Origin of the sequence: Pseudomonas sp. GV105 (genome assembly GCF_003058185.1) — a bacterium.
Classification (GTDB): Bacteria; Pseudomonadota; Gammaproteobacteria; order Pseudomonadales; family Pseudomonadaceae; genus Aquipseudomonas; species Aquipseudomonas veronii.
The window spans coordinates 214,669-229,341 of the sequence record NZ_QBUF01000012.1 but is presented as its reverse complement, the minus strand read 5'-3'; the positions used below and the strand labels follow the sequence as shown (position 1 = coordinate 229,341).

Annotated in this window: 11 protein-coding genes and 1 riboswitch; of the genes, 5 read left to right on the top strand and 6 right to left on the bottom strand. The window is 59.8% G+C overall.

Annotated features, from left to right (window positions below):
• Positions 1 to 915 precede the first annotated feature (915 nt).
• The 4 genes from C8K66_RS23195 to ung all read right to left on the bottom strand — a co-directional run bounded on the left by C8K66_RS23195 (position 916) and on the right by ung (position 8,644).
• Entirely contained in the window at positions 916 to 3,210 is a 2,295-nt protein-coding gene (locus tag C8K66_RS23195; RefSeq protein ID WP_108526039.1) for an autotransporter outer membrane beta-barrel domain-containing protein, read from the bottom strand.
• A gap of 197 nt (positions 3,211 to 3,407) precedes the next feature.
• On the bottom strand, positions 3,408 to 5,369 hold the full coding sequence (locus C8K66_RS23190; protein WP_108526037.1) for a hypothetical protein: 1,962 nt from the start codon (positions 5,367 to 5,369) through the stop codon (positions 3,408 to 3,410).
• A 344-nt stretch (positions 5,370 to 5,713) separates the two neighbouring features.
• The gene (locus tag C8K66_RS23185; protein ID WP_057004963.1) at positions 5,714 to 7,747 is read right to left on the bottom strand and encodes a hypothetical protein; all 2,034 of its coding nucleotides are present in this window, start codon (positions 7,745 to 7,747) and stop codon (positions 5,714 to 5,716) included.
• Between the two features lie 204 nt (positions 7,748 to 7,951).
• Positions 7,952 to 8,644 carry a uracil-DNA glycosylase gene (gene ung, locus C8K66_RS23180; protein ID WP_017844892.1) on the bottom strand — a complete coding sequence of 231 codons (693 nt, stop codon included), beginning with the start codon at positions 8,642 to 8,644 and terminating at the stop codon, positions 7,952 to 7,954.
• Between the two features lie 136 nt (positions 8,645 to 8,780).
• On the opposite strand from ung, the gene C8K66_RS23175 reads away from it, so the two are divergent.
• Positions 8,781 to 9,893, top strand: a complete 1,113-nt coding sequence (locus tag C8K66_RS23175) for an enoyl-CoA hydratase/isomerase family protein (RefSeq protein ID WP_017844891.1) — start codon at positions 8,781 to 8,783, stop codon at positions 9,891 to 9,893.
• 3 nt (positions 9,894 to 9,896) lie between these two features.
• On the opposite strand, the gene C8K66_RS23170 is transcribed toward C8K66_RS23175, so the two are convergent.
• Both C8K66_RS23170 and C8K66_RS23165 read right to left on the bottom strand, forming a co-directional pair.
• Complete coding sequence (locus C8K66_RS23170; RefSeq protein WP_046384380.1) at positions 9,897 to 10,331, bottom strand: DUF3757 domain-containing protein; 435 nt, start codon at positions 10,329 to 10,331, stop codon at positions 9,897 to 9,899.
• Between the two features lie 154 nt (positions 10,332 to 10,485).
• The gene (locus C8K66_RS23165; RefSeq protein WP_082643854.1) at positions 10,486 to 10,812 is read right to left on the bottom strand and encodes a hypothetical protein; all 327 of its coding nucleotides are present in this window, start codon (positions 10,810 to 10,812) and stop codon (positions 10,486 to 10,488) included.
• Between the two features lie 313 nt (positions 10,813 to 11,125).
• Positions 11,126 to 11,227: riboswitch (guanidine-I (ykkC/yxkD leader) on the top strand.
• Between the two features lie 60 nt (positions 11,228 to 11,287).
• Here C8K66_RS23165 and C8K66_RS23155 point away from each other — a divergent pair.
• From C8K66_RS23155 to C8K66_RS23140, 4 genes are read left to right on the top strand one after another with little or no spacing between them, the layout of a single operon-like run.
• Positions 11,288 to 12,355, top strand: a complete 1,068-nt coding sequence (locus C8K66_RS23155) for a putative urea ABC transporter substrate-binding protein (RefSeq protein WP_108526033.1) — start codon at positions 11,288 to 11,290, stop codon at positions 12,353 to 12,355.
• 12 nt (positions 12,356 to 12,367) lie between these two features.
• Positions 12,368 to 13,183 (top strand): ABC transporter permease, encoded by an 816-nt coding sequence (locus C8K66_RS23150; RefSeq protein ID WP_046384383.1) that lies wholly within the window; start codon positions 12,368 to 12,370, stop codon positions 13,181 to 13,183.
• Positions 13,180 to 13,944 carry an ABC transporter ATP-binding protein gene (locus tag C8K66_RS23145; protein ID WP_017844886.1) on the top strand — a complete coding sequence of 255 codons (765 nt, stop codon included), beginning with the start codon at positions 13,180 to 13,182 and terminating at the stop codon, positions 13,942 to 13,944. The genes C8K66_RS23150 and C8K66_RS23145 overlap by 4 nt, the downstream gene beginning before the upstream one ends.
• The gene (locus tag C8K66_RS23140; protein ID WP_017844885.1) at positions 13,941 to 14,666 is read left to right on the top strand and encodes an urea amidolyase associated protein UAAP1; all 726 of its coding nucleotides are present in this window, start codon (positions 13,941 to 13,943) and stop codon (positions 14,664 to 14,666) included. The genes C8K66_RS23145 and C8K66_RS23140 overlap by 4 nt, the downstream gene beginning before the upstream one ends.
• Positions 14,667 to 14,673: the final 7 nt, after the last annotated feature.

Below are 14,673 nucleotides of genomic sequence, written 5' to 3'. Positions count from 1 at the left end.
CGCCTTGAAATATCGGTCGCCGAGAGAGTTTAGGCGTTTGGCAGCAGCATCAATTTAACGGGGAGTTGGTGTCCGGTCTGGTAGGGGCAAGTCCACTCAAGGCTCTTTATCTCGGCCTATGGCGTTGCTGCCAACTCCAACATCCTAGTCTTTAATATCAGCTCCTTCAGCTTCTCCTACCCCTACAACTATGGCGCCATAACCCAGGCAATTTGCCTAAACCCCACCGGTTCGCGAGTACTTTTCGGCCCTAACACCGCATATGGTAACTATGCGCTGTTCGGCTACAATACAACAAGCAACCAGCTTTCAACTTACTATACTGGCACGTCCGCCCCTCGAGCTGCGATAGTCGACCCACAAGGCATATCGGTATTTACAACGGGCGTCAACACGGAACGATTTATTTTCAGCAGCGGGCTGCGTACCCACACCGTTGTCAACGGGGGAGTTGCTCAAGAACTTGCCCACAGCCCTCTTAACTCCCCCTTGGAACGACTCTATGTGTCGGTATCGGCCATAAACAGAGTTGAAATCTACAACACCGCCGATGAGGGTCTTACTCACGTCAAAACCCTAACCGGGCTGAGTGATCCAAGAGGAATTGCCTTCCATCCCACTCTCCCCCGGGCGTATGTAGCGGAACTTTCCGGTAACCGTGTCAGAGTCATTGATACGACCACCGAGACACTCGTTGGTACTATTACTGGTTTTGATCAACCCGATGGGGTGGCTTGCACACCCGATGGCCAATACTTGCTGGTCTGCAACTCTGGCAACACGACCGTGGCGGTGGTGAGCATTTAAAACCACCCCGCCCTGCCTTAAAGCAAAAAAATGCCCCGCCTCTTTCGAGACGGGGCATTTTCATTACCCGCACGGTTTATACCGCTACCGCGCTATACATCCAGCCCGTTAAAAATCGTAGCGCAAGCCCAGGTTAACCCCATACGGCTGCTTGATGTTCTTGCCCGTGCTGTGTTCCAGATCCGCATGCAACTTCAGGTTCTGCGATACCGACATCGCCACACCCGCACCCAGCTTCAGGCGCGAACCCGACAAGTCGTTGTTGAACGAGTTGTCGTTGACGAACACTTTGTTGCTCTGATCGAACTCGTGGGCCACCGCCGCCTTCAAGTACGGCTGCAAGACGCCGCCGCTTTCCAGCTGGATATTGCGCCCCACGGTAGTACCGAGTTCACCGATCACCGTACTGGAGCGGTCACCCTTGGCGTCCAGGCCATTGTCCAGCGTGTAGCTCTGGCCCTGGGTAATCACCGCAGACAACTGGCCATATGGTTCAACGAAGAAACCGTCGTCCAGCGTGATGTGGCGACCGACTTCCGCCGACGCGCCCATTGCGTTTTGCGCATAGTTGCCCTTGCCTTTCTTGCCGTCGCTCATGGCCACATTGGACTCGTTGTGCATGCGGTTGAACTTGAGCACACCGTCAAAGTAGAACCCGCTCTCGACATCCAGCCAGGTGGCGTAACCGCCGACATAGTAGCTGTCGATAGTTGCACTGCTGCCACGGTTCAGGTCCAGGTCCGAGGTGCTGTGACCGACCATTGCACCGATCAGCCACTGGCCGTCACCACCCGATACCGGCGCGTCGGCACCGAGCGCGAAGCCGCGTTGCGACTGGCTGTAACCCAAGCCGGTCTTGTCGTTGGACACCTCATACTTGTTGCCATAGGCGCGGGTCCACAGCCCAGCCGACTGACCTTCGCTGAAGCGCAGTTCACCCATGCGGGTGCGCAGGGTGGTCATTTCGCCCAGCAATACAGTGGGGGCTGCGTTGAACAATGCCAACACCGAGTTGGTGCTCGGGCTGATCACCTTGCTGCCTGGGTCGAGCAGCCAGTCCTTGCCGTCGTTGTCATTGATCAGGCTGTAGGAATAGGTCCCGACATCCACGCGATCGCCGATCAGGCTGAACTGGGCGCCACCGTCGGCGGTGTGTACGACATGCAGGCGGTCATCGCTCAACGGGTCGGCACCGCTGCTGGCGATCAGCAGTTTGTGGTCGCCCGACGACGTGCCGGTCACATTAAGGAAATCGCTGCTCAGGGTGGCGAAATCCGCGCTCATGATGAAGGTGCCGTTGCCCGACAGGTTGGCCACGTCCAGCTGGTAGAACGTACCGGTCTCGCCGAACTTGACGTTGCCGCCGCTCAGGGACAAGTCACCCACCTGCTGATGGTCGACCATCACCCAGGTGGCGTCGCTGTTGATCGCCAGTTTATCGACGTGCTCCAGGCGCCCGGTGAGGACCGAGCCGTTGTTCAGGCCGACACTGGCGCTACCGCCATTGTTGATCACATCGCCCTTCATGATGGCGCCATCAAGGCTCAGGTCGAGGGCGCTGTCGGTGCCTACCTGGATGTTGCCGGCCAGGGCGCTGTTGTTGACACGCATGTTGGCATTGCCGCCACCGGTCAGCTCCAGCATGTTGCCGTTGCCGCCGATCAGCGTGGAGCCGTTGTTTACATCGATCTCGGCGGTAATGGCCTGATTCACCAGAATGGCCGGGCCGCTCACGCCTTCGACACGCGAACCTTCCAGCACCAACACGGGAGCTTCGTTTACCGTGCGATGCTCGCGGGTCATCGTGACGCCATTAGTCGCCCCGGTAATGGTACTACCCACCACGGAGGCCTTGCCGCCCATCAACTTCAGGCCTTCCTGGCTGCCGCCGGTCAGCGTGGAGCCGTCGAGCAACTGCAGATGGCTGAACGCCGTGACCGTAGCGCCGTAGGTGGCACCCGTGATCTGGCTGTTGCTCACTACGGCTTCGGAGCCGATATCCTCCGACAGGCTGCGGGACATATCCAGGCCACCCTTGGAGTAGCTGGTAATCTGTGAGTTGGCAATGGTGGCGTTGCTTCGATTCAGAAGTATGGCTGCATCGAGAGTGGAGTAGCCGTCAACGCGGCCTCCATCCATGTTGAGGGTCGAGGCGCCGGTCACGAGAATCTCACGCGTGACACCACCTGGCTTCACATTCAAGACGCCTTCGCGTTGCACAATATAATTGTCGGTGTGCGAGCCAGGGACGACGTCGAAATAAGCCGGGCCAGTTTGCCCATCAATGACTTTTACGGCAAAGGCTTGCTCGCCCAACAGGCACAGAGGGGCGGCTGCAATGAGCTTGATCGCAGTGGACAAACGCGTACAACGAAAACGTGGGTGAGTAGAGGTATGGATCATGTTTTGCGACTCTCAGAAAAAAGTTCCAGTTCGAAACCGGAGCCGTATCGAGCAGGTTCCGTTTTCAAGAGCCGCACAGACTAGAGATCCAAAAAGAAAGGATATGTAGGATATTCCTTATCTAATACCTACAAAAATCCCCTCAACGAGAGGGGACTTTTGATTACCTGGAGGCCCGAATAGGTGCGTATGAAGGCCTAGGCCAACGAGCCGTTTCTTAGGGTGATGGGGGCACAAGTCCCTGTTGAAGCGCTGCTGCGGATATCCCACTTCACCGCAACAGGGTCCGACGTTCCACTCTCTGGCGGCGGCCCCGAGCGGATGATGCTCCAACTGACTTCCAGCCAACCGCGCCGCCTTGCCGTATCGCCGTCGAAGTAAGAATTCAAGGCAAAATTATAGGTGAAACCGTTGATCCTTTCAGACGGCCCAATCCCTATAGGAGGACTGTTTATCTCACTGCCCGCCACCGGCGTTGGAGGCTTTGTCACACCTGAATAGAGATACCGCACAGCGTGAATAACGACGGTGTCACCATCCTGGAGCGTCACCGGATCAAAAATCCTGATGGGCACGCCGACCCAAGGTATTTGCTCACAGGAAATGAAGGGCGCGTCGGTGGAAGGCGGTGGCGGCGTGAACAGGTTGGTAAAGACAGGGTCCGCCAACCCGTCAAGCGAAAAGACGTTAACATTCACGTTCTGCTTACGGGACTCTTTGTAATTGTTAGCATTGCGTACCCGATACCAACAAGGAACTTCACCGTTCCCGTAGCTTTCAATGATATCCGACGCGATAGTTATCGATATCATGGTCCCTTCAGGTTCCGTACCCGTGACTCCATACGTACCGACAGCCGTCCCGTCCATGAACCCGTAATAGAGATCGATGAACTCAGTGCCCGGAGTCGTTGTACGCCCCGCATAGATGGGAAAGGTCGCACGAATCGTACCGTCCAGGTCGGACGCAATCAACGAGTTATCAACCGCCGAATCGCCTCTCACCACAGGCAATGCCAGTGCTGTATCCACCGGCCCCTCCCCGGGGATCGGCGTGCCGGGCTCCACAAAGTCGACGGGGACGTCGGTCTCCGGAGAGGGGTATGTATCCAGACCACGACGAACTTCATATTTGAAACTGGCGGTATACAGCACGCCACCTGCGCGCAGGGTGGAGTAACCAACGACAAACGGCAACGCAAATACTGGCGTGACGCCAAGGCGCTGACTACCAAACTCAATGCCGTTCATAAAGATATGTACCCAGTCGTTGGGGTGGAAGTTGTCGATGGTGGGCACAGTCACCAGCACCCCATCACGCGCCTCTTCCTTGTCGATCAGAGCGCCTGCATTGGGAACCAGCGGGGCCAGCAGCACAGGTGGATTGCTCGTTCTAACCGAGAGCGTGCGGGGTATCGACACTTGTGTGGCATTTCCTGCCCTGTCGGAGATCTGATAGCTGATTAAAAAATCGCCCTCTCCGAAGCCCTGAATTTCAAGCGTGTTATACGTGAGGGTAATCGGCCCTGTGGGCGGAACGTTAATCGTCTTGCCCGTATCGTCCGTCTCGCCAAAAAACACCACAAGAGTATCCCCAGGTCTTGAATCCACTGGCCGGGGGAAGGTCAGCGTGACGCCACCATGTGCCGCCAAATACGCAGGTGTCACCCCTTCCGATGGCAAATCAACCGGCAGCGTGAGGGCACCCGGCCGGTTATTGCCATTGGGGTCGATCGCATCGACAAAGACGGTCTGCGGCAAGGAAAACTCGCCAGCGGGTAAGCCGCTTAGCGTAACGGAGTAGGTAATATCTTTCGGTCCATGGGTTCTAAGACGGCTCGACTTGATCACAATATCCACGTCAGCCGTGATAGGACCTTCGATCTCTTGAAGTTGAACTGCCTGTCCTTCAAGCGAAACCGTCAAGATATCGAACTCTCCCGGAAACTCGGCAGCATTCGGCCAGAGCCGTATCGTCGCGGGCAGCCCGTCCCTCTGTTGCTCGGCGCTGACTACAGCGAGTTGGTCATCCCCTACTACATCCGGCAGCGTATGAATATCAGCCGGCGCTGGCGGGGTCAGGATGGTGGGCCATGTGTTGGGTTTATTCGAAGACGCTTTAGACGCCTTTACATCTTTGAAACGTGCTGGGTTTGCCATTTTTACAAACTCCTGGGTAGACGGAGCCGAGGGCCCACCGCGAATGGACCTTCAGGAACTTCCGACAAATGTGTACTGCTGTTGATCAGTGCCACTCACAACGACTCAACGAACTCACACTGACAAGCGCAGTAAACTCTTTTCGAAAAGCCTTCGTAACTGTCAAACTTGACAGGTTGATATATGTAAAAATTGAGCGAAAGGCCGCCACTGGCCCCTTCGACGACAACCGTCCAAGCGGCTTTTTTTATTGCGAAATAGCGCAAAAAGGCAGGAATCCAACGTCTGAAAATGAAACCGGGAAGGCTTCATGCCCTCCCGATTGCACGTACAACATGCCAGGTTCAATCACTGATGCAGGGCGGCAGGGTGCCGAGGCGAGTCAGAGAAATGAACACCAGTTCCCGACGGGAATCCCCTATCCCCCCTCCGCCGCTTTTGATCAGCCGATACTGTATGACCGCCGAGCCATAGCGCGGATTGGTTTGCCCCTCAGGCGGCTTTACAAGTCCCGGCAGCAGGATATAGGGGTCAAACGGCACCCAAAAGTCATAGCCCTGCTCCGCCTCTTGTTGCGTCAGCGTATGGGAGAACGTATCGATCGTTTCTGGAATGACGCCATCTGAATTGCCGTTGGTATTGGCGTAGCTCGCCCAAGACAAGACAACCGTGTCCTGCTCCGACAACCGGCTGCTGTCGCCGGGAATTCTCACTCGGACGCCTCTGTCCCAAGGCCGCATGTCGCAGTTGATAAAGCCTGCATCAGGCGCAGGCCCATAGTTGACATCGGGAAATTCAGGGTCGCGCAACCCATCGATCGGCACAATATTGACCATCACATCCGTATGAGGCGAACGCTGTCTGTTGATTCCGTTAAACGTCCAATAGAACGTGGGGACAATGCCGCCCGGTGTTTGCTCGATCAGATCCCATGGGACGAAGAACGCAATCTCGTCCCCCGCCCTGTCTTCAGGCCGCACGGTATAGGTATCGGCAAGCACGGGAGGGTTGCCCCACATCAATTCCAACGACTGGTTCGCAACAGGGCCGACATAGAGTCGCACAATAACCCGCGCTGGCTGGCCCCGGTCGCTGATCGTCAACAGGTTGTCGCCGTCTCGGCCTTTGACAGTGACCCGTTCCAGCAACGGGTTCACCGGGTCAGGGTTGTTCGGGCTTACCGGCCCTGCGACGGTCAGATTGACCGGCGCAAACCTGGGAAGTGAACGTCTCGGCGTTCCGGTCCCGCGCTGCCAGGTGTAATCCGTCCTGATCGTACCGCCGATAAACTCGAAGCCGCCACTGGCCAGGGTTCCATAGTCGATCTGCACCACGATCGGCCAGACCTGGCCTACGCCGACGGTAATCGGGGGCAGAGCAATGAAGTCCCAAAATGGCTGCAGAACATCGCCGGGCGCGGCCCCGACCACTTCCAGGATGTGTATATACACACCGCCTGGAAACCCCGGGTCCCGAGCATCCTCCAGATCGATCCGCCCGTCGATCGCCAACTGGGGAACGTCGACAGCCCTGAGGGTGCCCGGCGTGGGTGTCAGGTCTATCAGCAGGACTGAAGTGCGTGAAGGCGGGCCTTCGTTGCCGCCCCTGTCGCTCAAAAAATAACGGGCATTGTATTCAGCGTTGACATGACTGCGCAGCACGTCACCGGTAAAGATCAGCTCAATGGGAGCGCCATCCAAGTGGGCCTGAGTGATCGTGGTACGGGCGATCCCGTCCGCAAGCACCCGACGCTTGCCTTTGGCCTTGCTCAGGGGCAAACGCACCAGGTCGGCCGTCACTTCATCCTCAAGCCGAATGTCCGGCCAGCGCGGAACCCGTGCCACGACGCGATCACCGTTAGACACCAGGTACGCATCCGTCACTCCGCCGCTTTCTATCTCTGATGGAAAAATCAACGGTGCCCCCCGGTTATTCTGATTAGGCGCCTCCTTGTCGATATTAATGAGAATCGGACTGGACGGGCCGGCCGTATCGCCCGGCACCAACGTCACGGTGTAGCGCAGCAAATGCAGGCCGGGTGAGTTCAGTTTTATCTGCGGCACAAGCCCGACCACCGGCAGGTCGCTCTCATCATAAAATGCGGTACGGGACGCGGTAGCGAACGGCGTCGATTCATCATCCCAATAAAATCTGATGACGGTCACCTCGCCAGGATCCAGCCCATCCCCACCGGCCCATAACGTCTGGACTTCTACCGGCAAGTCCGCCGCCTGCGCCGAACGTGGAATGGTGTACGCCGTTTCATCACTCAATAAAGGCAACGCGAAAGGTGGCGGTACCACGGGTTCAGCCGCCATTTTCGGAGTTGGAAGGCCGCTTTTGGATAAGCGCTTGTCCGATGGTGTGTTATTAGGCATTTCCACTCTCCTCAACACTGGGTTCAGTGACTGGCCGCTGGCTGCGTGCTGCTGAACAGCAGAGCGATAAGGCCGGGAGAACAGTTAATTAGGAAACGCGGTGGTTGGATACTGTCAAAAGTAACAGGTAGGGCGGACACAAGACCGTTGCCCCCCCACAGACGGTGTGCTCCCGCTAACCCGGGAACACAACGCGCCGGCCCCTCAGACGGGTGGCAACACCCAATCAATCGGCGTCTCGCCATTCTGCTCAAGAAACTTGTTGGTGCGGCTGAAATGCCCGCAGCCCAGAAAGCCGCGATATGCCGACAACGGCGACGGGTGGACCGACGTCAGCACCAGATGCTTGGTCGCATCGATCAGCTTCTGCTTGCTCTGTGCATGCGCGCCCCACAGCAGGAACACCAGGTGCGGCTGGTGCTCGCTGACGACTTCGATGATCCGATCGGTAAAAAACTGCCAGCCCTTGCCCGCATGGGCGTTGGCGTTGGCGCGTTCCACGGTCATGGTGGTGTTGAGCAGCAATACGCCCTGGTCGGCCCAGCTTTGCAGGCAACCGTGGTTGGGGATGTCGATATTCAGGTCGCGCTTGAGCTCTTTATAGATATTGACCAGCGACGGCGGCGCCGGCACGCCCGGTTGCACCGAGAAACACAGACCGTGGGCCTGGCCGGGGCCGTGGTAGGGGTCCTGGCCGAGGATCACCACCTTGACCTTGTCCAGCGGCGTGGAGTTGAGCGCGTTGAAGATCAGCGGGCCAGGCGGGTAGATCTCCTTGCCGGCCGCGTGTTCCTGGCGCAGGAACTCACGCAACTGGGCCATGTAGGGCTGCTCGAACTCATCGCGCAGGGCGTGTTTCCAGCTGGGTTCGAGTTTGATACGGTCGCCTTCGCTCATGATTGACTGGTCTTGTAAAAAAGAATGAGGCGAACCCTAGGAAAGCCGACCCCGCTTGTCAATTGATCTGACACACAACCGGCACTTTCCCATGAAGGGATCATACTCAACCTTCACCTTCCCGATTGAGGTCACGATGAACCTGCACTTCGAAGAGCTGACCGGCAGCGGCGGCGCGCGCATCGGCATCGCCAGCCTGGACGCCGAAAAGGCCCTCAACGCCCTCTCCCTGCCGATGATCCTGGCCCTGGGCGATCGCCTGGACGCCTGGGCCAAAGACCCGAACATCGTCTGCGTGCTGTTGCGCGGCAAGGGCCCCAAGGCATTTTGCGCCGGCGGCGAAGTGCGCAGCCTGGCCATGGCCTGCCGTGAACAACCCGGCGTCGTGCCGGAGCTGGCCGCGCAGTTTTTTGCCGCGGAATATCGCCTCGACTATCGCCTGCACACCTACCCCAAACCGTTGATCTGCTGGGGTCACGGCTATGTGCTGGGCGGCGGCATGGGCCTGCTGCAAAGCGCCTCGGTGCGTATCGTCACCCCCAGCAGCCGCTTGGCCATGCCCGAGATCAGTATCGGCCTGTACCCGGATGTGGGCGCCAGTTGGTTCCTGTCACGCATGCCGGGCAAACTGGGGTTGTTCCTTGGCCTGACCGGCGCGCACATCAACGGCCGCGACGCGCTCGATTTGGGCCTGGCCGACCGCTTCATGCGCGACGACCAGCAAGACGAACTGCTCGAAGGCCTGTTGCAACTGAACTGGCAGGAACAGACCGCGATGCAGCTCAACAGCCTGCTCAAGGCCTTGGCCCAGGAAGCCATCGACCAGCAACCCGAAGCGCAATGGCTACCACGCCGGGCGCAGATCGATGAGTGGCTGGATGTCAGTGACGTGCGCAGTGCCTGGCGGGCCTTGAGCCCGTTGCGCGAGCACGCCGACCCGTTGCTCAGCCGCGCCGGCAAGACCCTCAGCGAAGGCTGCCCGCTGACCGCGCACCTGGTGTGGGAACAGCTCCAGCGCGCCCGCCACCTGTCGCTGGCCGAGGTGTTCCAGATGGAATACACCCTGAGCCTCAATTGCTGCCGCCACCCGGAATTCAGCGAAGGGGTCCGCGCGCGGTTGATCGACAAAGACCAGCAGCCTCATTGGCATTGGCCGGATATCAATGCCATTCCGCAGGCCGTGGTGCAGGCGCATTTCAACAAAGCCTGGGAAGGCCGCCATCCGCTCGCGGATTTTTCCTACTTTTGACAGTCAGTTTTTTGGCTTTTTAACCGTGAATGCGCAATTGTCCGGCTGACTGTCCTGGCAGATATACACCGGCAGGCCGAAGGGGTCGCTGGCAAGGTGCCAATGCAAAGTACCGGTCAGCGACATCGTCTCCACCTCTGCCGATTTGCCGTACCGCAAGTCCACTCTCTGACCGTCACCGGTCAGGTAGCTGCACTTGTCTACATAGCCGTTTTCCCGATCCTGTGCCTTGCCCGGGGTAAAAATGGCGCCAATGAATTGGTCGACAAACTCCCGATAGCCGATCTTCGGGCTTTGCCAGACGAGTGTTCCTACCGTCGCCTGGAAGTAGCCATCAACGTACTTGATTGCCGAGGGATAAGGGCAGCCTTGGTTCGCTTGCACGTGTGCAACGCCGCCGACCATGAGGAGTAAAACGCACATCAATTGTCTGATCATCGGGGGTTCCTTCGCTCACTGGGCGGTCGAAGAGACACAACGGCCGCTCCCAGTTGAATACACTAGAAACCCAAACGATAGCTGTTAAATCTGACAGTACTGCTAAATGCTACGAAAAAGCGGCGCTGCCTGCGCCGCTTGCCTTCAAGAGCGGTCAACGATGACCGCCGCGACCAGCGCCACGATCGCCACCGCGACCGTGCCCGCCATTGCCCCAGCGATCCCCCCAACCCTGGTTTGGATAAGGCCGGTAACCCATGCGAGGCGCCGGCTGGTAATAACGCGGCGCCGGCGCGTAGTAACGCGGCGCCGGGTAATAGTCACGCCGATATTGATACGCCGGGCCGCCGCCGTAGTAATACACCGGCGCGGGCGCGGTATAGACCTCGGAACGGTAATAACCTGGGCCTCCATCGTAATAGGGCACGCACGCAGAAAGGGACAGACCGAGCACAGCGATAAGAAGCAGTCGTCGATACATGGCGGCCTCCTGGACCGCGAAAGAGCACCGCCAGCGACGCTGGCGGGCGGCATTCAACTTTTGCTGAATGACGAAATATCTGACATCAAAAAGCGAAACTGGTGCGATTTCGACACAGACTGAAACATCTGTTTCAGACGAACCGAATGCCTCATTGCAGTGCGACGGCGCACCAGTGCAACGCAGCCGCACGCACTCGAGCGTCGGGCGTTGCGCGCAAACCCGCGACCTACACGCCCGCGCCCTACTTGGCATGACTCTCGCTTAGCCTCTTGCGTGCAGGATTCATCACAGGTTCGCGGCACCACAATTTGCAATGGCTGACTAGGGTTCCGGCTCGCGAAACGCGAGTGGCTGGTCCGAGAGTCGGCGACCTCCAGTTGAGGTTACACGGCGGGATAAAAGCCCGGGAGACAAGCCACCGTTCACGGTGCCGCGTTGCTCCTGCTCGCCCTCGATCAACTGGAGAAGCCCCATGCCCTCAATCCGTTTACCCGCCCTGCTCGCCGCCGCCTTTGCTGCTGTGCTGAGCGTCCAGACCCAGGCCGCCGTCAAAGACCACTTCAGCGTGTGCTGGACGATCTATGCCGGCTGGATGCCGTGGGAGTATGCCGGCAGCCAAGGCATCCTCGACAAGTGGGCCAAGAAGTACGGCATCACCATCGACGTGGTGCAACTCAATGACTACGTCGAGTCCATCAACCAGTACACCGCCGGCCAGTTCGACGGCTGCACCATGACCAACATGGACGCCCTGACCATCCCCGCCGCCGGTGGCGTCGACAGCACCGCGCTGGTGGTCAGCGACTTCTCCAACGGCAACGATGGCGTGGTGATCAAAGGCAGCGGCAAGACCGTCGCCGACCTCAAGGGCATGAACGTCAACCTGGTGGAACTGTCGGTGTCGCACTACCTGCTGGCCCGCGCGCTGGAGTCGGCCGACCTCACCGAAAAAGACCTGAAAGTGGTCAACACCTCCGACGCCGACATCGCCGCTGCCTTCAACACCGACCAGGTGCAAGCGGTGACGACCTGGAACCCGATGCTCTCTGCGATCAACGCCAAACCCGGCGTCACCCAGGTGTTCGACTCCAGCAAAGTGCCCGGCGAAATCATGGACATGATGGTGGTCAACACCCAGACCCTCAAAGACAACCCGGCCCTGGGCAAAGCCCTCACCGGCGCCTGGTTCGAAGTGGTCGCCCTGATGAACGCCAAAGGCGCCGCCAGCAGCGAAGCCCTGGAACACATGGCCAAGGCCTCGGGCACCGACCTCAAGGGGTTCCAGTCGCAACTGGACACCACCAAGTTGTTCGCCACGCCCAAGGAAGCCCTGGCCTTCGCCACCAGCGCGCAGTTGCCAGCGACCATGCGCAAGGTCGCCGAGTTCTCCTTCCAACACGGCCTGTTAGGTGAAGGGGCCAAGGACACCAGCGCCGTGGGCATGAGCTTCGCCAATGGCGTGACCAGCGGCGACAAGGCCAACCTCAAGCTGCAGTTCGACCCCCGCTACGTGCAGATGGCCGCCGACGGCACGTTGTAAGAGGACCCGGCCATGCGCCTGATCAACCGTCACCCGGACCGCTCCAGCCGCCTGTTGTTGGTGCTGCTGCCGTTCGCCCTGCTGCTGTTCGCCTACTTCGTGGGCTCGGCCGAGCGCCTGGCGGATAACCCCAACGACAAACTGCTGCCCAGTGCCGGGCAAATGCTCGAGGCGGTCAAGCGCCTGGCATTGAGCGCCGACAGCCGCACCGGCGAATACGTGCTGTGGCAGGACAGCGCGTCGAGCCTGCGCCGCCTCGCGCTCGGCCTGGGCATCAGTGCCCTCGCCGGCCTGTGCCTGGGCATCGCCGCCGGCACGTTGCCATTGTTCGGCGCGCCGTTGTCGCCGTTGCTGACGGTACTGTCGATGGTGCCGCCGCTGGCGATCCTGCCGATCCTGTTCATCGTGTTCGGCCTGGGGGAATTGTCCAAGGTGATGCTCATCGTCATCGGCGTCACCCCGTGCCTGGCCCGCGACCTGGAACAGCGCGCACGCGAAATTCCTGTGGAACTGCTGGTGAAGGCGCAGACCCTCGGCGCTTCGACCTGGACCCTGATGCTGCGCGTGGTGTTGCCGCAATTGCTGCCGCGCCTGCTGATCTCACTGCGGCTGATGCTGGGCTCGGCGTGGTTGTTCCTGATCGCCGCCGAAGCCATCGCCTCCACCGACGGCCTGGGCTACCGGATCTTCCTGGTGCGCCGCTACCTGGCGATGGACGTGATCCTGCCCTACGTGGTGTGGATCACCCTGCTCGCCTGGCTGATGGACTGGGGCCTCAAGGCCCTGACCCGGCGCGCGTTCCCCTGGTATGAAGGAGCGCGGGCATGAGTTTTATCAGCGTCAACAATGTGTGGCAGCGCTACGGCGATCAGGTGGTGCTGGAGGGTTTGAATCTGCAGGTCGCCGAGGGCGAATTCTGCACCCTGGTCGGCACCTCCGGCTGCGGCAAATCGACGTTTCTGCGCCTGCTGCTGGGCCAGGAAACCGCGAGCAAGGGCCACATCCTGCTCGACGGCCAACCGCTGGCCGGCGAACCGGATGCCAGCCGTGGCGTGGTGTTCCAGCGCTACTCGGTGTTCCCGCACCTGAGCGTGCTCGACAACGTCGCCCTCGGCCTCGAGCTGCCGCGCGCGCCGTTGCTCGGACGGCTGTTCGGCAAAGCCAAAAAAGCCGCGCGCGAACAGGCCGCCGCGCTGCTGCACAAAGTCGGCCTCGGCCACGCGCTTGACAAGTACCCGGCGCAGCTCTCCGGCGGCATGCAACAACGCCTGGCCATCGCCCAGGCCCTGATCATGAAACCGCGCGTCTTGCTGCTGGACGAACCCTTCGGCGCCCTCGACCCCGGCATCCGCAAAGACATGCACCAGTTGCTGCTGGAGCTGTGGCGCGAAACCCGGCTGACGGTGTTCATGGTCACCCACGACCTCAGCGAAGGCTTCAGCCTCGGCACGCGCCTGCTGGTGTTCGACAAGGTCCGCGTCGACCCCCACGCCCCCGGCGCCTATGGCGCCCGTATCACCTACGACATCCCTTTGAACGGCGAGCGGCGCAAGGCGCTCGCCGCCGAACTTGGAGCGACTTCCAAATGACCGATTCGACTCAACTGTTCCCGCCATTCGCCGAAGAAATACTGCCCGGCGGCGGCCACCGCTCCTTCGTGCTCAAGCGCGGTCAACTGCTGCGCCTCACCGACCTGCGCGGTGGCGCCAACGTCAGCCTGACCCTGCTCAACGCGAACGAAAAAACCGAACGCCTGAACCTGCCCGACAGCCTCAAATGCCAACACACCGCCAAGCTCACCCGCGGCCATTGCCTGTACTCGGACATGGGCCGCGTGCTGGCCGCCATCACTGCCGACACCTGCGGCTGGAGTGACAGCATCGGCGGCGTGCTGTGCGCGGCCGAGGTGGCCGAGAAGTACGGCCAGGGGCGCTATCAGGAACTGCGCAACGGTTTCTATCGCAACGGCACCGACAACCTGCTGGTGGAATTGGGCAAGTGGGGCCTGGGGCTTTCCGACCTGCTGATGACCCTCAACCTGTTCAGCAAAGTCAGCGTGGACGACAACGGTGGCCTGCACTTCGTGCCGGGCAATTCCAAGGCGGGCGACTACATCGAACTCTACGCACCGATGGACACCCTGGTGGTGCTCACCGCGCTGCAGCATCCGATGGACCCCAACCCCGACTACGCCCCGCAACCGCTGAAACTGAGCTGGATGAACGCCGACCCAAGCGTCGCCGAACACTGCCGCACCTCGCGCCCGGAAAACGCGCGCGGCTTTATCAACACCGACCGTCTGTTCGCCTGAGGAGCTG